This window comes from Paenibacillus sp. JSM ZJ436 (assembly GCF_044383795.1).
Taxonomy (GTDB): Bacteria; Bacillota; Bacilli; order Paenibacillales; family Paenibacillaceae; genus Paenibacillus_AQ; species Paenibacillus_AQ algicola.
Map to the genome: position 1 here is coordinate 233,847 of NZ_JBISEO010000005.1, position 20,215 is coordinate 254,061.

Sequence of the window (20,215 nt, forward strand, 5' to 3'; positions counted from 1 at the left end):
AGAGAGACTTTACGCTTCTGCAACAGTACACAGCCAGGATGCATGACACTTCACCTTAACAGCTCTAAGAGCTCCGGATACGGTTCAAGGGAACCGTATCCGGAGCTCTTTCCCCGTTACAGGCATTTGGGAGGCAGTCTGCTAAGAATCGTACCGACCCTTCACGGCCCCTCCACCGCTTCCCCATTACCAGACAAGCGCGCCTGCGTGTCCCAGACCTGCTGCAGCCGCTGCAGCGTCTCCTCCCGGCTTACGCCGCCGCCAACATAATCCTGAAGCGGCTTCGCCAGCTCCGTCTGCGAGCCCGAAGGCCAGAGGGCATGAGCCCATGGAATCGTCTGCCCTCTACGGACATAGTCCGCCAAATCCGCGGCCAGCGGACCCAGATTGTCAGCGGTGAGGTCTGTGAAGGCCGGAATGCTGTTGAAGGATTGCACCAGATATTTGTCCCCGTTCTGATGCAGCCATGCCAGAAACTGCTTGCTCTCTTCCAGATGCGGGGAGTTCTGGTTGAGCACATAATAACCGGGCACGCCGACCGGCAGCGCGGTTTCCTCCGCATTCTCACTGAGCGGAATCGCAAACATGCCGATGTGTTGCTCACGGTTAATCCGCCCGATCGTCTCCATCGTCCACACGCCCTGCTGCATCATCGCAGATCGCCCTGCGGCAAAATCAGCCACCTGATCATCATAGCTGATCAAGGTCGAGCGGCTGCCTTGCCCGTATTTCACCGTCATATCCAGCACATCGAAGAAGCCGTCCATATATTTCAGCTCACCCAGCTGCCGGGTGCCTTGATTCAGGCTTTGAATCGCAGACACCGGGTTTTCCTCATAAGCAAACGGCAGGTTCAACAAGTGCTGGCCCAGAATCCACCACTCTTTATAGCCCTCCGCATAGGAACGTATACCCGCTGCCTTCAGCTTCTCATTGACCGTCCGAAGCTCACCGAGCGTGCGCGGAACCTCTTTGATGCCGGCTTGAGCGAACAGCTCCTTATTATAGATAAATCCGTAGCCCTCAATGGACATCGGGAAGCCGAGCTTTCGGTCATCAACCGTCATGCCCTGCACGGCAGCCGGTGAGATTTGCTCCATCCACGGCTCCCCGGACAGATCTGCCAGGCGCGGAGCCCAGTCTTGAATATCAGAGTAGGATTTGACCGTGAAAATATCCGGTGCTTCTCCCGCCGCAAACCGCGTGATCAGCGTCGTATCATAGTCCTTCAGCACCTGGGCTTCAATGACAATATCGGGGTGCTCCCGCATATAATCCTCTGCCATGGCCAGCACCTGCTCCCGTATCTCAACCTTGAACTGAAGCAGGCGCAGCGTCGTTCGGGGCTTCCGCTCCTGCTCTGCGCCTGTGGCAGCCTGAGGCGGGGATGGTGGCAGCGTCCAGGCATACACGCCCGCTGCGAGCAGCAGCAGTGCGGCTGTCAGCATAGCCCAAGCTTTTCGGCTCATATGTGAGCCTCCTGCTGCGGCCGCTGCTTCCGGTATTGCAGCGGTGAGAAGCCGGTGTGCTTTTTGAACACCTTGCCGAAATAGTTCTCATCTCCGTACCCGACCCGCTGAGCAATATCATGCACGGTCATCTCGGTATGGGACAGCAGCGATGCCGCCTTTTCCATGCGAAGCTCGGTCAAATAGGTCACGACCGTAGTGTTATACATCTCCTTGAACTTCTTGGAAATATACTGCGGACTGAAATGAAACCGCTCGGACAGGCTCGACAGCGAGATGTCCTCGTAATAATGCCCATTCATGTACTCCCGCATCGCTTCTACGCCGCGGCTTCCGCCACCCTCGCTTCCTGATTCCTCCATCAGCCGCCACCACTGCTGAAGCAGCAGGCGCCCCCACTCCTCCAGATCGTTGATCCACAGCGGCAGCTGCAGGCCGGGAAGCTCCCGTCCCGCGGGATCGTGCCCGCCCGCTCGGTCCAGCATCAGGTTGGCTTCCAGCGTGTAGGCCTGCAGCTCCTTCAGCGTCAACGCGCCCCGCTGCCGCACCGAGCGGACGAAGGACTGGATCAGCTCGGCCGCATAGCTTCTGTTGCCGCTCTGCAGCGCGGCCTCCAGCAGCTGCTGCTGCTCGGACAGCCGAGGTGCAGGTCCGGAAGGAGCAGCGCTTCCCGGCAGCACCGGGGATTTGAGCAGGGCAACCCGGGCGCTGCCCAGTGCTCCGGGAAGGTCCTTCACGATGGTCTTCTCCTCACATAGCCCTGTAAATACGGTTAATCCGAAAGTGCGCTCCCAAGCGGCGGAAATCCGCCGGACATACAGCTGGAACATGGACCCGTCGGCTCCCTGCGAGTCCGCTCCAATCAGCAGCACCCACTGATAGGCATCCAGCCGGCAGAAGCTCCAGACCCTGCAGGAGTGCAGCACCTCGTCTACGATATTGCTGACCGCAAACGCATAAAGCTCGGCATCTCCATCGAACCGCCGGTTTATAATTTCGAGCTGGTTCCTTGGCAGCATAAGCGCTACCCACAGCTGCTCGGTATCACACCATTTCCGGAACCAGGGACGGATGCCGTCATGATATGCAATCTCTCCCCGCAAGTAGCCCGCAAGCCGCTGCTCCTCCAACATCGCGTCCACCTGCTTCATCCGGTATGCGGACTCCCGCAGGCCGGAGCGCAAGGATTCCTTCTCCTCCCACACCGATATGGCTTTCTCCAGCGCCTTCTCCAGGTCTGCGCGGCGGAACGGCTTCAGCAAGTAATCTATGCCAAAGGCGCGAATGGCTGCCTGGGTGTACCGGAAATCATCATGGCCGCTGATGACAATGACCTGCACATTCTCGTTCTCCTCCCGAATCCTTTGCAGCAGCTCCGTCCCGTCCATCCGGGGCATGCTCATATCACAGAACATGACCTCCGGGCGATGTTCACGCAGCAGCTCCAGGGCTTCTGCTCCATTGGAAGCCAGCAGGCGCTGGTCAATGCCGTAATGTCCCCAATCTACCGAGAGCTCGATCGCCTCCCGTACATGCTCTTCATCGTCGACAATGAGTACCTTCATACCGAGTGCACCTCCTGTGCTGAAGCAGCGGGCTGCATGTCCTTCCGCTCCTCCAGCGGGATATGTAATTGAATGATCGTCTCTTCATAAGGAATGCTGCGAATTTCCCAAGTAAACCGGCTGCCGTAGCGAAGGCGCAGCCGCTCCAATACATTGATAAGCCCAATGCCGGATTCCTTGCCGGATGTCGGCTGCCTTCCCCCGTATTCCCGCTGCAGCCCCTCCAGCACGGACGCCTCAATTCCTTTTCCATTATCCATGACAGAAATGACCAGCGCTTCCGCCTTCAGCTCCACCGCCATATGAATGGCGCCTCTGCCGGTGCCCTTCTCCATGCCGTGTACGATACTGTTCTCCACCAGCGGTTGCAGAATCATCTTCGGTACCAGGATAGAGAGCGCCTCCGGCGGACAGGACAGCTCATACGACAGGCGGTCTCTGAACCTTCCCAGCTGCAGGGACATATAGTTCTCAATATGCTCGATCTCCTTGTGCAGCGGTACGCTTTCCGTCTTCAGATCCATGCTGTATCTCAAAATATATCCCAGCTCCGCAATCTTCTCATTCACCTCCGGTGCGCCCTGGCGCAGCGCCAGAGTACCGATGGACTGCAGCGAATTGTATAAGAAGTGCGGATTGATCTGCGCCTGCAGCATTTTTAAATGCGCGGTCGTCAGCTCCAGCCGGTGCCGGTATTCCCGGTTCATCAGATCATCCAGACCCCGGACCATGCTCTGAAACCGATGCTCCAGTACGCCCAGCTCATCCTGCCGTGCCGGAATCGGCTGCATGTCGAAGTTGCCGGCCTGAACCTGGGCGATGCTGCGCACCAGCCGCTTGATCGGCGTCATAAACATGTAGGACAGGAGCGAGGAGCAGAGGAGCACCAGCAGGGTCATCATCAATGGAATCGCAAGCGATTTCCGCAGTGTTTCATTGGCCGCCTCGTGCATGACTGCAGACGGGATATATTTTACCAGCGTCAGCGGCATCCCTTTGTAATCGTCAGTAACATAGACAAGCACGCCCTCCTGTCCCGCCCATTTCCCTTGGACATAGCCCTTGTCCCCGTTCCAAGGAGCGGGGTCCATCTCCAGGCCCAGCAAAGACTCTTGTCCTTGTTGCGAAGCATACAGCAGCTCATGATCCCGCCGGATCAGCAGAAAGACCTGCTCTCCTTCCGTTGTGGAAACCTCGCCCGGCCGGACGAGCTGTCCCAGCTCATCAGGACCGATATAAATCGTCAGAATGCCGAGCAGATGCGTCCGCGGATAATCAATGATCGGCTTGTGAAATGCCAGCAGGCGCTCCCCATTCATCGTCACGACCTCATAGCCGTAGGTTTCCCCCCAGCCGGCCTGATCGTCCTCCGGCGTGGAGATCGAGCCGGGCGGATCCCCCTCTCCCAGCCTCAAAAAAGCCGAGTCCGAATACACCTCTCCCGTCTGGGAGCTGGCGAAGCGGACAGCCCGAAATTCCGGGCGCTCCTTGGAGATGGAGTACACCTGGTTCGATATATACATTCGCTCGGCGTAATCCGCAGACGACGGGGATCGGAGATACCCCATCAGCACGGGATCAAAATAAAAGGACAGCGTAATCTGATCCAGGTTATCCAGATATCTTTTGACATAGTAGGTGCTGCTGTCCATCGCCTGCTGGTTAATATCCACGATCTGACTCTGGACCGAGCTGGAGGTCGTGCGGTAGGAAATGATGATGGAAATGGTCAATGGGATGATAGCGCATACAATCATGCCGAGCAGCAGCTTGGACTGTAAGCTTTTCTGAAGCCACATACGGCGAAACCTCCTCCGGCCTATCTCTATCTCTTTTTCGACAAAAACAGCAGTCCTCCTGCCCCGCTCTCTACAAAAAAAGGGCGGCCTGAAGGCCGCACCCTTTATCCCTTGACTGCCCCTGCCACAACGCCCTCAATAATATAGCGCTGACAGAACAGATAAAATATGACCACAGGCACAATAGCGAGCGTCAGCATCGCCATCATCGCACCCATATCAATCGAGCCATAGCCGCCGCGCAGGTACTGAATGGCGATTGGAATGGTTTTGTACTCTGTACCAATCACGAGATAGGGCAGCAAATAGTCGTTCCAGATCCACATCACATTCAGGATGGCGACCGTAATCGCGATCGGCTTCAGAATCGGAAACACAACCCGGAAGAACATCTGCCGCGGATTGCCGCCGTCCATCATCACGGCCTCTTCAATCTCTACAGGGATGGACTTGACGAACCCGGAGTACAGGAAGACAGATAGCCCCGCGCCAAAGCCTAAATAAATGATGACAATGCCGAGCGGATTGTCCAGGTGCAGCACATTGGCCACCTTGGTCATCGTGAACATTACCATCTGAAAGGGCACGATCATGGAGAAGACGAAAGCAAAATACAAGGATTTGGTGAACCCGGTCTTCACCCGTGTAATGTACCAGGCCGTCATGGACGTGAACCAGACAATGACGAGCACCGACAGCACCGTAATGAGCAGGGACATGCCGAACGCGTTCAGAAAGCCTGTTTTCTCCAGGCCGCTGATATAGTTTTCCAGACCGACGTAGGTGGTACTGTCCGGCAGCTTGAACGGCGCATCACTGATGAAAAATTTCCCCTTAAAGGAGTTCATGAGCACAATCAGGATCGGGGACAGGAACACGGCCATCAGTACCAGAAACAGCACAAAGATCGTATTGTCACGGACCGTTTCTCTTTGCATTACTGCTCAACCTCCCTTCTTCTGGTGATAGACAGCTGGATCATGGAGATCAGGGCCACGAGCACGAAGAACACGACTGCCTTCGCCTGCCCCACTCCTTCAAAGCCCGGCGTGCCGTAGAAGGTGTTGTAAATGTCCAGGGCAAGCATTGCGGTCTCCTTGGAGGGAGCGCCTGCGGTCAGCGCAAGGTTCTGGTCAAACAGCTTCAGGGAATTGATCATCGTCAGGAACAGGCAGATGGTAATGGCCGGCATAATCATCGGAATGGTCACGTGCCGCACGGTTGCCCAGCGGTCTGCGCCTTCGATTTTGGCGACCTCGAACAGGTCCTTAGGGATGCTTTGGATGCCCGCGATGTAAATAACCATCATATACCCGATCATCTGCCAGCTCATGAGAATGACCAGTCCCCAGAAGCCGTACTTGGCGTCAAACGTCAGTGTCATCTCATAGCGGTACAGAATTCCGTTCAGAATCAGCTGCCAGATGTAGCCCAGCACGATGCCCCCGATCAGATTCGGCATGAAAAAGGCTGTCCGGAACAGATTCGTGCCCTTTCTGCCCCGTGTCAGCAGCAAGGCCAGCAGGAAGGCCAGCACATTGACCGTAATGATGGAGACGACGGTAAACTTGCTTGTAAACCAGAGTGCATTCTGAAAATCCGGATTGGCAAAGGCTTTGCCATAGTTGCTCAGCCCTACCCATGTCGCATCATTAACGGTCGTGAACTCGGTAAAGGACAGATAGATGCCCAGCGCGAAGGGAACCACGAACAGGGCAGCAAAGGCAAGCAGGGTCGGCAGGGTAAAGAACAAGACGTATCTTTTGATTGATTTCTCCATATCGACGCTCCGATCACATAGAATCCAAAAAGAGTAAAGAAGCGCCACTGCGCAGCATACTGTACGCAGTGGCCCGAAAAAGTCACAGGGTTATTGGCTTGTTCTGGCCTTCTCGGCTTTCCAGCTTTCTGTTACCGTGCTGGCGACCTGCTCCCAGGTTGCACTGCCCTGGGCATATTGCAGCAGCGCATCACCGAACTGGTTCTTGAACTCCTCGCTTGGGAAGGCGGCAAAGGTCCAGGCTACGGACGTTGTGCCTTCATCCATCCAGCGTGTCACTTCTTTTGCCAGCGGATCTGCAGGCTTCTCATCATCTCCGAAGGTGTTGAATGGTGCGATGAAGCCGAGCTCGTTCACGATATACTGCTTGCCTTTGTCACTGGAGAACAGCCACTCCAGGAATGCGACAGAAGCTTCCTGCTTCTCTTGGGATACCTTGCTGTTAATGGCGAAATAATTCTCGGTTCCGACAGCCAGACCCTGGTTCTCTTCGCCTTCTACGCCGGTATAGATCGGCATAAATTTGATATCCTCGGCTTTCACCGTGTTGCCGCCAACTTCGTTAATCTGGGACCATGCCCAGTTTCCGTTCTGTACCATGGCTGCCTGACCCAGCGCGAATTCTGCCATGGAATCAGCTACGGACTTGCTTCCGACCATCGTGCCTTTGCTGACAGAGTTGTTAATGTAGAGGTCAAAAATATTCTTGTAGTTGCTTCCATACTTGAACTCGATTTCCTTGGCATCAAGTCCGGCCAGCACGGTGCTGTCATAGCCGTCCATATCCTTGAACTCATAATACAGCGGCAGGTTCGCCAGGTGCGTCTGCCATCTCCATTGCTCGCCCGGAGCCATGGACGTGGAGGCGAATACGCCTTTGATGCCCAGGGCATCCTTTTTCGCGGTCATATCCTCAACCACGGCCTTCAGGGTGTCGAAGCTGTTGATTTCTGCGGCGGAAGAGATGCTGACGGCTTTGTCGGCCATCTCGAAATATTTCTTCATAATAGCGTCATTGTAGATGATGCCATAGCCTTCAACCACGTAAGGGATGCCGTATACACCCTCTCCGCTCGTCACCGCGAGGCTTGGGTCAGACAGGAAGCTGTACAGCTTGGTGTCCTTCAGATCGCTGGCATAGTCCTTCCAGTTGTTATATCCGACCGGACCGTTAATCTGAAAAATCGTCGGAGGATCGGATTTGGCCACCTCGGACTTCAGCGTGGTTTCGTAAGTGCCGGCAGCAGCGGTCACCACTTTCACTTTAATGCCAGTCTCCGCTTCGTAATCCTTGGCAATCTTGTCATACACCTGTGCAATTTCCGGCTTGAAATTCAGGAAGTAGATTTCATCCACCTTCGCTGTCTGCCCCTCGGCCGGTGCCTTGCCGCTGTCCTTGTTCGGCTCTGTTGTGCCGGTGGAGCCGGTTTCGGTCCCGCCTCCGCATGCCGCCAGACCCATGGTCAGTGTCAGCCCGAGAATCAGGCTCATCCATTTTTTACTCTTTTTCACGTGTATGCCCCCTTTATAGGTATGGTTTAAAATGACTCCGTATAAGATTCCCGCTCCTTAGCGGCTCTATGGTTTAGTTATAGCATTACAGAATATCCCAGCGCATCGGAATATCCTCGCATGAACAAGGAACATTTTCGCCTGCTGCGCACAAAAAAAGAAGCGGACCGCAATGGTCTGCTTCTTTCTGGGGGGATTATGTTTATGTCCCGCAATAGGTGCGGTAGGCGCGGCCGGTGGGCTCAGGGGGATCGCAGTAGGGCTGCTGCTGCGAAGAATACGTATAGGGATGGGATAACACCTCCAGCAGCCGCTTTAACACACTCAGATCGCCCTGTTCTGCTGCCTGTAAAGCTTCCTCCACGCGGTGATTCCGCGGAATGACTGCCGGATTGCTGCCCCGCATCAAGCGCCAGGCCGCTTCCAGCGATTCCTCCTGCTGGCGCTGCCGTTTCTTCCACCGCTCCTGCCAGCGCTGAAACGCCTCGATCTCCTGCATCTCCGTGTCTTCTCCCAGCGTCAGGGCGCGAAAGGTGTTGGTAAAGTCAGCCCGGTGCTCAGCCATCAAATCCAGCAGGCTGGTTATGAGCTCCTGGTCGTCCTGATGTTCGTTAAACAGGCCCAGCTTGGCTCTCATGCCGTGCAGCCAGCTGTCCTCAAACCAGACGCCAAACTTTGCAATTTCTTCTTCTGCGAGCTCCGCAGCCTTGTTCACATCCTCATCGATCAAGGGAAGCAGCGCTTCTGCCAGCCGCGCCAGATTCCAGGCTCCAATGTACGGCTGCTTGCCATAGGCATAGCGGCCCTGCGAATCAATGGAGCTGAACACGGTCGATGGATGGTAAGCATCCATAAAGGCACAGGGTCCGTAATCAATACTTTCTCCGCTCAGCGTCATATTGTCCGTATTCATCACGCCATGAATGAAGCCGACCAGCTGCCACTGCGAGATAAGTGAGGCTTGGCGGCGGATGACCTCCTGCAGTAAAGAAAGATAAGGCTGCTCTGCATCCTTTACATGAGGATAGTGCCGGGCAATCGTATAGTCTGTCAGGGTGCGTACATCCTCCGGTGTTCCCCACTGCGCGGCATATTGAAAGGTTCCAACCCGGATATGGCTGGCGGCCACCCGGGTCAATACAGCCCCCGGCAGCGACAGCTCTCTTTGAATCTCTTGACCGGTAGCCGTCACGGCCAGACTTCTGGTCGTCGGGATGCCCAGGCCATGCATCGCCTCACTGATGATATATTCCCGCAGCATGGGCCCCAGGGCTGCACGCCCGTCTCCGCCCCGGGAGTAAGGTGTACGCCCCGATCCCTTCAGCTGTATATCATAGCGGCCTCCGGCTGGCGTAAGCTGTTCCCCGAGCAGCACTGCCCGTCCATCCCCCAGCATATTGAAATAGCCGAACTGATGCCCTGCATAGGCCTGAGCCAGAGGCTCCGCACCTTGAGGCAGCTCGTTTCCGGCCAGCACGGCCGCTCCTTCCGGGCTCTGAAGGCTGGAGGCATCCAGCCCCAGCGTCTCTGCCAGCTCACGATTAAACAGGATAATCTTCGGTGCCTTGACAGGCGCTGGCTCCTGTCTCGTGAACAGAAGGTCCGGCAGCCTGCTATAGCTGTTATCAAGCTTCCATCCGGCTGCTGCCGGCTGCTGTGATTGTGTCATGGCGTTCTAGGCTCCTTTGCGATCCTCTTATTGAAATTCCACAGTCGTTCTTACATGGAATCATTTCTATGTGAATACACATCTATGCTCTATTATACCCGGAACAGGAGGAAAGATCGCAACGGCGGCCGGCGGGATCTGCGTCCTTCTGACCATCATCACGCCAGCAGCAGTAAAAAAGGAGCCGCATGCGGCCCCTTCAGGTCTGTTCTCTGTTATCCTGCAGCGTTGTTTTTGCCAGAGGCAAACTCCTGACGCTTGATTTGTCCCCAGGCATGACGGGTTTTGCGGAAGCGGATAATGCCTTCTACGCGGTAAAGAATGGTCAGCTGCCGGAAGCCCAGGTTCTCGATAAATGCATAGCCAACCAGCTTCATAAGATCGCTGAAGCGCAAATATCTCCGGAAGGAGAATTGCTCCAGCAGGATGCTTCCCAGGGACAAGGTCGTGCCCAGCAGGAAAGCAATCATAAAGAACATCAGGAAGCTGCTGAATTCCAGCAGGCCGAATAAATAAGCTAATGGAATAAAGATATATCCCAGAAATTCAATAACAGGACCAATCAGCTCAAAAATCCAGTAGTATGGCAGCGTAATCAGACCGATTTTGCCGTATTTAGGATTAAGCATCATATGCTTATAGCTTAACAGGTTATCAAACAGGCCAATCTGCCATCTGCGGCGCTGTACCCGCAAGTCTTTAAGAGATTCCGGCGCCTGGGTCCAGCACACTGCATCCGCCAGAAACTTGATCTGATACGGCTGCTTGCGGTCCTTCATAAACTTGTGCAGCCTCATAATAATGTCCATATCTTCGCCGATCGACTTCAATTTATATCCGCCGCAATCAATGACTGCCTGCTTGTTAAAGGCCCCGAAGGCCCCTGATATAATCAGAATGGAATCCAGCTTGCTCAGGCTGGTACGGCCCGTCAGAAAAGCTCTCAGGTACTCCACAATCTGAAGCCCGGCCACCTTGCTCTTGGGCAGCTTCATTTCCACGAGCTCCCCGTTGTGCAGCTTTGAGCCATTCGCAATGCGGACAATGCCGCCCAGGGCTACAGTATCGGGGCGCTCAACGAACATCATCGCCAGCTTGACCAGCGCGTCCTGATCCAGCACAGAATCGGCATCAATGCTTGCAAAAAACGGATACGCCGAAACATTAATCCCCGCATTCAGCGCGTCCGCTTTACCGCCGTTCAGCTTGTCCACCAGCACCAGCTTCTCATATTGCGGATTCCGGTAAATGCCGAGAATTTCTTGAGTTTCGAGACTTTTCTTATAGGGCTGCTTGACCTGTACCAGGCCAAACTCATCAATGATCCGGGCCATTGTGGCATCCTGCGAGCCATCATTGACAATCACGATCTCATACTCAAAATAGTTCAAGGCCAGCAGCGATTTAATGTTATCTACAATCGTCATTTCTTCGTTGTATGCAGGCACGAGTACGGAAATCGGCACCATATTCTTGGACTCGGTATACCGCTCATAATCCGAGGATTTCATTTTCTTCTTGTAGCTGGACAAATCCAGGACCGAAATAAACATTTGAAAATTATAAAACAAATTAATGCCGATCGTATAAATCATGCAGAATTCACTGAAATACAACAAGAACTTCCAGAAATAATACATTAGATCGCTACCAACTTTCCCTATTCGTCATGTTGATCGTTATACAGAGATCTCCATTACACCGATAACTGCTTCACGGGCAAACTGGTCCTCGCCGTTAATAATGCGCTGAACATACTCTTCTCCATCCGGTGAAGCTGCAAGCGTCTTGGCGGCGTTATGCCGGACCCACCACTCAGAGTCGCCAGTCGCCTGGACCAGCGCCTGCAAGCTAGCGCGTGTCCTTGTGCCCTCCAGGCTCTTGGCCGCCGCCGCTCGAACCTCCCAGGCCGGGTCCTCCAGCTGCCGGACAAGCTCCGGCTCTATGGAGGAATCCTTCCACCCGCCGAGAGCTCGGATACAAGCAATGCGCAGATTGATATTGCTGCTGTTCAGGTGCTCCAGATAATACTCCTCCAAGCCCTCCAGCTGTTCATCGGCCGCGGATTTAATGAGGATGCTCTTCAGATAATCATCACTCTGATCCAGCGTCAGCTTGAACAGGTCCCGCTTGGAGCCTTTAAACTCGGAGAGTACCTCCAGCAGAGTGCGGAACGACAGTGACAGGGTAGAGGACTGTTTCACCAGCGTACCCGACAAGCGCTCCAGATCTCCCAGCTTGGCCAGGGCCAGCAGCACATGATACACCACATGATTGCTCTTGCTTGAAGACAGCCTCGACATCTCGTCTCCGAATGACTTCAGCCGCAGATCACCAATATACTGACAAGCGAGCGCCTGCAGATGCTCCTGATTCGAGTGCAGCCGCCGCTCCAAGAAATCTATAATACCGACCTTGTCGTAGAACGTATACAGCAGCTCCTGGTGCTTGTAGAGCTCGTCTTCCCCTCTGCGGGCAAGACAGGAGATCAGCAGCTCGTAGCGGAATGCCTTGCCGCGGAGCAGCCGGCTCCACTCGCCGGTCCGGATTCGTGACTCCCGTACTTTGCCGTTAAGCAGCTCGTTCAGCTCTTGTTCAAAGACTGCACTCAGCTGCTGCTCCTTCTTCATTCGATGATGCGCGCTCATCCACATAAGAACAATGGCTATGAAAAAGACCATGACAAGCCCGGAAGATATCCACAGTAATATAAATGCTTCTCTCACTCCTACCGCCTCTCTCTCCGCTCCTCTTCAGCCGCTTCAGGGACTGAGTTCATCCTGGTATGCCTCACGAATCCATTCATAGCTGCTCTTGCTTCGAGCGGTGTATTGGGGCACATCCCAGGTCTTCCAGGTGAACGTGCGGTATCCCTGTGAGGTGACACTTTCCGGAAATTGATATTCTACCTTACGTGTCTGCTTGTCCATGACCACCAGTGAAACTACCATGCCATCCGTCATCTTGACGGAGATAGCCTCATCCGATCCCGGCACTCCCTGCTGCTGCTCGTCACTGATCACAAGCAGGCTGGAAGGATCGGTGAAATTGAGCCGGGCCCATGGAATTCTTACCTTCAAAGTGTTCTCCTGGAGGTTTAGATGCGTATCCCCTCGTTCGAAGCTGCCTGCCGTAAGGACAGACAGATCTTTGGCGCGAGCGGAAGCTCCCTGATCCGGGAGCGGTGATAGCCGCTCAAAGATGCCGTCTGTCGTAACCTTTGTAAAATAAGTGCCGCGGCTCTTGTTGTACGTAGGGATCACCAGCAGCTCAGCTTGATCCGGCTGCGGGATGACCAGCTTAAATTCAGTCCCTGACCAGTTTTCATTGACGTTTGGCTCCAGCATATACTCGCCTTTTTTGCGGTCGATCGTGTCGATATACATCATGAGCTGCTGCTTGTCCCAATCCGGCAGCTGCTTGAACTGTGCTTGAATATGGAAATACGATTCATCCGCACCCATGCCTATAGAATCCAGCGGACCTGAGCCCTTCAGATTCAAGGTCAAAGGCACATTGCGATCCGATTCCATCGCCACAATGCCGTAATTTTGCGCGGGATCGTCCGTGTTATGCCACAACGCTCCCCGCTTCTTGGGAATCATGTACGGCGCAGTGTCCGGACTGCTGCTTCCCCATTCGTCTGCCCATTCGTAAACGAGTCCACCCAGAGCTCCGCTATCCTGAATGCTCTGAATCATATCCGCCAGCTCCCGGCCCTGATCCTCTTCCGTGATGCCGTTCGTGGTCGGAATTCCAAATTCATTGACTAGGATGTGATAGCGGTCCTCTTCCTTCACCAAGTCATTCAGATAGCCTGCAAAGAAGCCTGCTTTGCCGTCCTCCTCAAGCTTAGATGGATAAATATTATAGGCACCAAACAACTGTGCCTTGAATTGGGCTGTGGTGCCTATATGGTCCAGCTCCACCTGTCCGTCAGGCGTGGACGTAAGCCCGGCCTTACGGACATACACCGGATCCAGCTCCGGGTTTAGCACGACTGCCAATGGATGCTGCATGCCGTACTGCTGCAGCTCTACGCCTGCCAGCTTGTCCAGCATGGAAGCCAGCCAGGCTTCGATCGGCGTCGCTCCATCCGTTGAATACATGAAGTCACCTTCATAGGTGTAGCCGGCATGCGCTGTATTGGCAGCTGCTACCGAGCTCTTGCTCCATGCCGGCTCCAGCGTATAGGCAAGGACATAACCTGACACATCATTACTATAACGTTCTGTCTCGTTCGAACCCGAGCTTTCATGATTGCCATGCAGAGCATGTACCGTGTTCTCCATGATCTGCTGGAACGCACCCTGCTCCTCCTTACTTAAGACATCCTGCGGAGCCGGATCGGACGCAAGTGATATGTTCTGAATTAGAGAGAGCATCTGATCCGGATGGCTGACATTGAAATTATCCAGAGCCCGGTAGAAAACAGGCGGCATCAGGTCCTTCACGCGCAACGTATTGGCATTCATATCCGCCATTTGCTGAAACCACTCGGTATAAAAAGCAGCATCCTCCGGGAAAGTGCCCGGAGCGTAGCCAGGAATGCCTGAGCCTAAATTAACGCCCTGGATGTGCCTCTTCTCCCATACTCCGTTTCGGTAGACCGAGAATTGGCCCTCCTCAATGGCGGAAACCAGCTTCACGCCGGAGGCTTCATCTGCCTTGACGACAAAGGACTGGGGCTCCTCTTGAGCCTCGATCTCCTCCATCACGTTAGTGATGAAGGGAACATAGAAGCGCCAGTAGAAGTAACCCAAATCCCCTTCACTTTCAATGCTGAAGAGCTTGTACAAGGGTGCTGCCCCGATAAAGCCATGCAGCTTATCCGGACCTCTGTAATCCGAGAAGTCTCCTGCCATATACACTGAGCGCTGTGCCCCTTCGCGGCGGTCTACGATGGCGGGAAACGTTCCCTTCAGCCCGTAAGGCTCCAGCTGCTTCTTGCCCTCCTCCGTCAGGTCCAGGCTATACCAGGCGATCACATCCTCAGGAGCATCCGGCTCCACGATTTCGAACCAGTTATAGTAGTTCACTGCTTCCGATTCGTATTTCCCGTTCAGGTCCTCGTTCATCCCAACCTGCAGCGAGCTTCCCGTAAACCCGATATCCCGCTGCAGAATGACAATCTGGTCGTTGCCGGCGATCACGATGCCGGCTCCGCTCAGAGACCAGGCCTTGCCGTACTGCTTCTGATAAATGTTGCGGATCCAGTCCGGAACGTCGATCTCGGAGGATAAATCCGAGAAGAATTTGCCGGCCATCCCAGTAAAGGACACGCCGAACAAGCGGCCCAGCTCCTGGGATACCGCGTCACTCGTCGGCTCACCGGCAATGTTATATTCGCCAAGCAGCGTGGTGCCTCTGGCGTAGCTGTTCGATACCCAAGCGATCTCGTCCCGGGTGAGACCGGATATTCCAGGCTCCTCTACTCCACTCTCTCTGGAGCCTCCGGTGCCGTAGGCATCCAGCAGATAGATCATGTCGGGTACGTTATTGATCTGCAGCGGCTTATGAACAAGCTTACCATTGCTCAAGGCATTGCCGGAGTAATCCGTATCCATGCTGTAGGCCTTGCCGGTCTTGGGATTGTCAATCCGCTGATGATTCAGCACCCAGTACAGCCCGCGCTGTTTGCTATAATCCAGCTGTGGCTTGTCCTTGCTGTCCTGCAGAATCGGGAAGGTCTTGTTGACCACGACTACATCCAGCGCCTTGGTTGGTTTCAGCAGCCACCAGACAAAGGGCGTAAGAACCAGAATGACAAGCACTGCGAGCAGGATATAACGAAGCTTGAAGGCTCTGTTCTTCATGTCTTCCTACTCCTTTACCGTGGACAGGCCCTTAAAGCCTTCCTGCAAAATATAATAGGACGGCTTCAGCCTCTCATGGTAGCTAGGTCGCTCCCAATCCTCCCAGGTATAGCGAGACATCGGCACGTTCGAGGGGGCATTCTCATCAGGCTGCACAATGCCAATGTGAAAGCTGTCTGTCTTTAATGAAGCGATGGTTCCACGTGCATGCATGTCATCCATGATCATTTTGCGCGAAGGGTCCATCACATTGAGGAGCTGCCATGGAATACGGATCTCCAGCTGGCCGTCCTGGTAATAGAAATCGCTCAATGAGTTATACTCCGGATGCTCCGGATTGCTGATGCCGTACAGCAGCTTCCCCGTCTCATAGCCGGTAAACGGAATAACTTCTCCGCTTGTCGGAATCTTGATCTGTTTGTTCAGCGCAAGGAAGATGGGATTGAACAGGCCCGAGTTCTTGGCATGATATTCAGCCTGTCTTTCTAACAGATCCGTCAGCACCGCATAGCGGAAATAATAATTGTCATAATAGGCATCGACAAGCAGGCGCGAGTTGTCCGGTCCCTGAATCTGCAGCACAAAATCCGCGGCCTCGCTGAAGGATACCTTCATCTCCTTCATCCCGTCATTGCCCTGCCCAGATATCGTGTCCATCGGCAGCAGCAGCGTATCCTGCTCAAAATCATAATTCTCGGCTTCCACCCTAAAATACATATAAGCTTCATCACTCCGGACGTACAGCTTCAGCCGCTCATCCTCGTAAAAAGACTTCTCTCCTTGCCATTCACTGACATCTCCGTCCACATCCACGACATTGCCCGGGCTGCCCGGGTCAAACGCCATCAGGCCGAAATGCTGCTCGTTGGTCTGCGTGTTGCTCCAGAACGGACGGGAGTCCGGCAGATCCAGATCATTGTTATTCCAGGTTCGCTTGAACCATTCATCCTGCCAGGCAAATACAATGCCTCCGGCGAGACCTGCATCATGAATATCGGTCATCATGTGCATAATCATATCGCCCTGGGTCTTTTCATCAATAAAGCCCTGGTTAAAGCCGGTCACCCTGTTCTCATGAGCCTTACCGCGGGAGGCTGGAATGCCGAACTCGGAGATGACAATCGGAATGCTGTGCACCTGCTTCAGGTCCTCCAGATAAGCACGGTAGGGGTTGGCTTGTCCCCGCTCGTCCATATATTCAATGTATTCCTTCTGAAAGCTAAAGGTGTCCGGGTAATATGGATACACGTGATACGATGCAAACATCCCCGTCTCATAGGATTCCTTGGTCTTGATATGCTCTACATTAACCTCTACCAAATCCTCGTTCGGATAAGGCTCACTTGAATGCGTCAGCGGATCGGTGGTAACCCAGTTGGAAAAGGCCACCGGACGCTGCATTCCATATTTCTCCTGCTCATAGGCCATAATGCCGTCGCCCATCTCGGCCAGGAAAATCTCAAACGGAGAGGCATTCTCTGTAAAAAGATGCTTGCCCTTAAATTGGTCACGTGCTGTATTATTTTCATCTGTGCCCACTACAAAAGCCGGCTCCCATTCGATCCCCAGGATCCAGCCGATCACATAGCTTGATACATCCGATGTATACGTTCCATCCGCATGCCCCTTGTTTGGAGCCAGATAGCGGTCACCGTGTAAAATATCTACGATTTCCTTCCCGCTGCGGATCACATCATTCACAATTTTGTCTTCTTCGCCAAACGCATCCTCAATCGTCAGGATGTCATTCTCATCTACCCACACCCCGTGAATGAGGTACAGGGGATCCTTGCCGGCAGCCTCATTGCTCTGGTTAAAATCGAGCAGTGCATTGTAGAACTGCGGTCTGAGCGTGGTGTACACACGAATCGTATTGGCATTCATGTCTGATATGTATTGAAACCAGCGAAGATATTCCTCATAAGTAATCGCCAGCTCACCCGGGAAGGCGCCCGGCTTGCCGGCCCCAATATTGACACCCTTGACGAAAAACGGCTCCCAGCCTGTATTTGTGCGCACATGAAAAGAACCGTTTTCCACTTTGCTGACATAGGGAAACCGGATCTTTTCGGGTTGATCATCGGTTGTGACATCTGAATTTCTCTCAGGTATAAGGACAACGGCAGCGACAAGCCCTGCCAGAAAAATAGACAAGATCAATAATATATATCTAGCTTTCGACTTCATAAGACACCTCCTACCACATCTTATAGGTAGTAGGACTCAGGTGTCAATATGCGAAGATGTGAATAAGTATGCCATAACATCATTTAATACCAGATTGACAAACTTTTTCTGAAAACAACTACTTCATTTCCATCCAGCTTTCATAGTGATGAATCGCGATCCCGTGGAAGGCAGGATCCTTCTTATATTTCTGGTAAACCTGCTCCAGCTGTCCATACATATATTCCTTGCCATCTCCATAAAAGGTCACGAAGTCGTTCCCCTCCGGCAGCTTGCCGGTCTCGACGGCAATCATGCCCTGTACCCCATACTTGCGAAACAGCTTCATCTCTGCAGCGGCGACTCCCGCAACGCCATCATTCAGGAAGGCCGTATCCCGATAAGCCATAATTGTAATATGCTTCACATGGCCGCAAACCCACTCTGCGACATTGCCCTTGCCGTATTGATTGTTATATGGAATGCCATACAGCCAGAACGGAATATCAATCTCGAACACGAGATCATGCCGGTCTGCATAGTCCTTAAATGTCAGCATCATCGTCTGGTAGTTTGTCCACAGCATGTTCTTCTTCTGCTCGTACTTGTCATGGCCGTATGGCTCCACGTCCAGGTGAATGCCTTTGAACCTTTCTTCCGGAGCGGCCTGGTTCTGGTATGTCGTCAGCCATGATAGAAAAGCCTGCTGCAGCTTGGGACCATTCCGGTCCGCCCAATACGGACTGCCGTCAAGAGCATGGACTGCAATGCCGGCCGCATGAGCCTTGCGGATAAATCGCTGATACACCTCCAGCTGAATATCCGTCTGAATCTGAAGCTGGAGCACATCCACATGGTGGCTCACCAGATTGGAGATCACAGTCTCCTGCTGCTCTTCCTTTACAATGGTGGCCGTGTCCCACAGCCAGGTTGAGATCGTCGTAGACTGGTCAAAACGGGAGGCCGCCTCCGCCCCGGTCAGTCCAAACCATGCCGTAATCGCAAGGGAAAACTTCAAAATGATACTTAATCTACGCATGTCTGTTCACCCTTTTCCTGTTATGATTGCCGTGCTGACTGCACTTCTCGATTCTCTAACCTATTCTATGAAGTTCTCTGTGCAACGGAACGGGATTCGCGGATATAATAGAAACTAATGAATTACATGTGAAAGGACGACAACGGATTATGCTATCTTTTATCTTGACGCTGAAACGAACCCTTAAAGGCTTCAGATATGCGCTAAAGCTGAAAAATTTTCAAATTCTAGGTTCTCTGGTCATCATTATGCTTGCATCCGGCACCTTGTTTTATGTCAAGCAGGAGGGACTGGAGCCGCTGGATGCTTTGTACTTCTGTGTTGCTACACTGAGCACCGTTGGCCACCCAAGCTTTGAGCCCGTGACAACCCTCGGCAAATGGTTTACGATTTTTTTCATTATAAGCGGGACAGGGTTATTCATCGGAATGGCAGGCTATCTGGCATACGCCCTCATTAAAAACCCTCGTTTTGAAAAGTAGCTTTTGCCTTCTTTTGTGTAAGCCAAAACGCACTCCACGCCTTGCGGGGTGCGTTTTCGTTTTTTTATTTCAATAAATGAATGCAGAACTCAAGATCCGACTGCAAATGCTCCTTCATCAGCCGCTCCGCCAGGTCGCCGTCATGGGACGAGATCGCCTCACAGATCTGCTCATGCTCATCAATGAGGAAGGGGCGCTTGTGGTACACCACCGTTTTGCGGAACAGGTAAATGATCGACTGCATTCTTGCAATCGTATCAATCATGAACGGATTATGCGTAGCCTGTACGATAATATCGTGAAAGCGCGCGTTCGCCGTCATAATCTCCTCCGGGCTTCCATGGCGTCCGATATCGACGCAGCTGCGAAGCTCCACCAGCTCCTCTTCGCCCAGAAATTGCGCGGCACTGCGCGCGGCAAAGCCTTCCAATAATATCCGGACCTGAAACAGGTTGCGCAGATCCGTTTCTGTGGGATTCACCACTCTTTTCTGCTGAATCAGGCCCTCCTGCTCCAGCTTGCGGATGGATTCACGAACGGGGGTGCGGCTGACCCCGATCTCTTCAGCCAGCTTCTCTTCAATCAGCTTGGTGCCTCGCGGCAGCTCGCCGTTCAGAATCTGGTCCCGGATCATTTCGTAGGCTTTCATAAACGCTACAGATGACTTCTTGATCATATGCCTTGTCGTCTCCTAAATCTTATATTCTTTAATCGTCAATTCTGATGAACCTGCTTCATTGAACTTGAACTTTATTACCATTCCTCAAGAGAGAGTACCTTAGGAAATCATACAGCTGAAAAAAATCCTGTCATTTCCAGTATAATGCGTGGGCATAATGTTTAACAGAATAAAATATGTATACTTATTAAATATTTTTGTATACAAAATAATTATATTTGTGTACAATAAGAATTGTA

14 protein-coding genes are annotated in these 20,215 nt (G+C 53.2%); 1 reads left to right on the top strand and 13 read right to left on the bottom strand.

What is annotated here, in order from left to right:
• Window positions 1–161: 161 nt before the first annotated feature.
• From ACH6EH_RS09160 to ACH6EH_RS09215, 12 genes are all read right to left on the bottom strand, one after another.
• The gene (locus ACH6EH_RS09160; RefSeq protein WP_397332063.1) at window positions 162–1,469 is read right to left on the bottom strand and encodes an ABC transporter substrate-binding protein; all 1,308 of its coding nucleotides are present in this window, start codon (window positions 1,467–1,469) and stop codon (window positions 162–164) included.
• Window positions 1,466–3,034 carry a response regulator gene (locus ACH6EH_RS09165; RefSeq protein ID WP_397332064.1) on the bottom strand — a complete coding sequence of 523 codons (1,569 nt, stop codon included), beginning with the start codon at window positions 3,032–3,034 and terminating at the stop codon, window positions 1,466–1,468. Before ACH6EH_RS09165 ends, ACH6EH_RS09160 begins: the two co-directional genes overlap by 4 nt.
• Entirely contained in the window at window positions 3,031–4,833 is a 1,803-nt protein-coding gene (locus ACH6EH_RS09170) for a sensor histidine kinase (RefSeq protein WP_397332065.1), read from the bottom strand. The genes ACH6EH_RS09165 and ACH6EH_RS09170 overlap by 4 nt, the downstream gene beginning before the upstream one ends.
• Before the next feature lie 104 nt (window positions 4,834–4,937).
• Window positions 4,938–5,771 carry a carbohydrate ABC transporter permease gene (locus tag ACH6EH_RS09175; protein ID WP_138227426.1) on the bottom strand — a complete coding sequence of 278 codons (834 nt, stop codon included), beginning with the start codon at window positions 5,769–5,771 and terminating at the stop codon, window positions 4,938–4,940.
• A complete protein-coding gene (locus tag ACH6EH_RS09180; protein WP_397332066.1) occupies window positions 5,771–6,613 on the bottom strand; it encodes a carbohydrate ABC transporter permease in 843 nt (280 codons plus the stop codon). The genes ACH6EH_RS09175 and ACH6EH_RS09180 overlap by 1 nt, the downstream gene beginning before the upstream one ends.
• Window positions 6,614–6,703: 90 nt before the next feature.
• Window positions 6,704–8,125, bottom strand: a complete 1,422-nt coding sequence (locus tag ACH6EH_RS09185) for an ABC transporter substrate-binding protein (RefSeq protein ID WP_397332067.1) — start codon at window positions 8,123–8,125, stop codon at window positions 6,704–6,706.
• A 202-nt stretch (window positions 8,126–8,327) separates the two neighbouring features.
• Window positions 8,328–9,794, bottom strand: coding sequence for a protein adenylyltransferase SelO (locus tag ACH6EH_RS09190; protein WP_397332068.1), 1,467 nt, complete (start codon window positions 9,792–9,794; stop codon window positions 8,328–8,330).
• 215 nt (window positions 9,795–10,009) lie between these two features.
• Entirely contained in the window at window positions 10,010–11,347 is a 1,338-nt protein-coding gene (locus tag ACH6EH_RS09195) for a glycosyltransferase family 2 protein (protein ID WP_397332069.1), read from the bottom strand.
• 126 nt (window positions 11,348–11,473) lie between these two features.
• The gene (locus ACH6EH_RS09200) at window positions 11,474–12,520 is read right to left on the bottom strand and encodes a HEAT repeat domain-containing protein (RefSeq protein ID WP_397332070.1); all 1,047 of its coding nucleotides are present in this window, start codon (window positions 12,518–12,520) and stop codon (window positions 11,474–11,476) included.
• Between the two features lie 36 nt (window positions 12,521–12,556).
• Window positions 12,557–15,610 carry a hypothetical protein gene (locus ACH6EH_RS09205; RefSeq protein ID WP_397332071.1) on the bottom strand — a complete coding sequence of 1,018 codons (3,054 nt, stop codon included), beginning with the start codon at window positions 15,608–15,610 and terminating at the stop codon, window positions 12,557–12,559.
• A gap of 6 nt (window positions 15,611–15,616) precedes the next feature.
• Window positions 15,617–17,797 carry a family 2 glycosyl transferase gene (locus ACH6EH_RS09210; protein WP_397332072.1) on the bottom strand — a complete coding sequence of 727 codons (2,181 nt, stop codon included), beginning with the start codon at window positions 17,795–17,797 and terminating at the stop codon, window positions 15,617–15,619.
• 118 nt (window positions 17,798–17,915) lie between these two features.
• Window positions 17,916–18,815 (bottom strand): hypothetical protein, encoded by a 900-nt coding sequence (locus ACH6EH_RS09215; protein ID WP_397332073.1) that lies wholly within the window; start codon window positions 18,813–18,815, stop codon window positions 17,916–17,918.
• A 149-nt stretch (window positions 18,816–18,964) separates the two neighbouring features.
• Between ACH6EH_RS09215 and ACH6EH_RS09220 the strand changes: the two genes are divergently transcribed.
• The gene (locus tag ACH6EH_RS09220; protein ID WP_397332074.1) at window positions 18,965–19,297 is read left to right on the top strand and encodes a potassium channel family protein; all 333 of its coding nucleotides are present in this window, start codon (window positions 18,965–18,967) and stop codon (window positions 19,295–19,297) included.
• Between the two features lie 64 nt (window positions 19,298–19,361).
• Here ACH6EH_RS09220 and ACH6EH_RS09225 read toward each other — a convergent pair whose 3' ends face one another.
• Complete coding sequence (locus ACH6EH_RS09225; RefSeq protein WP_397332075.1) at window positions 19,362–19,973, bottom strand: GntR family transcriptional regulator; 612 nt, start codon at window positions 19,971–19,973, stop codon at window positions 19,362–19,364.
• Between the last annotated feature and the right edge of the window lie 242 nt (window positions 19,974–20,215).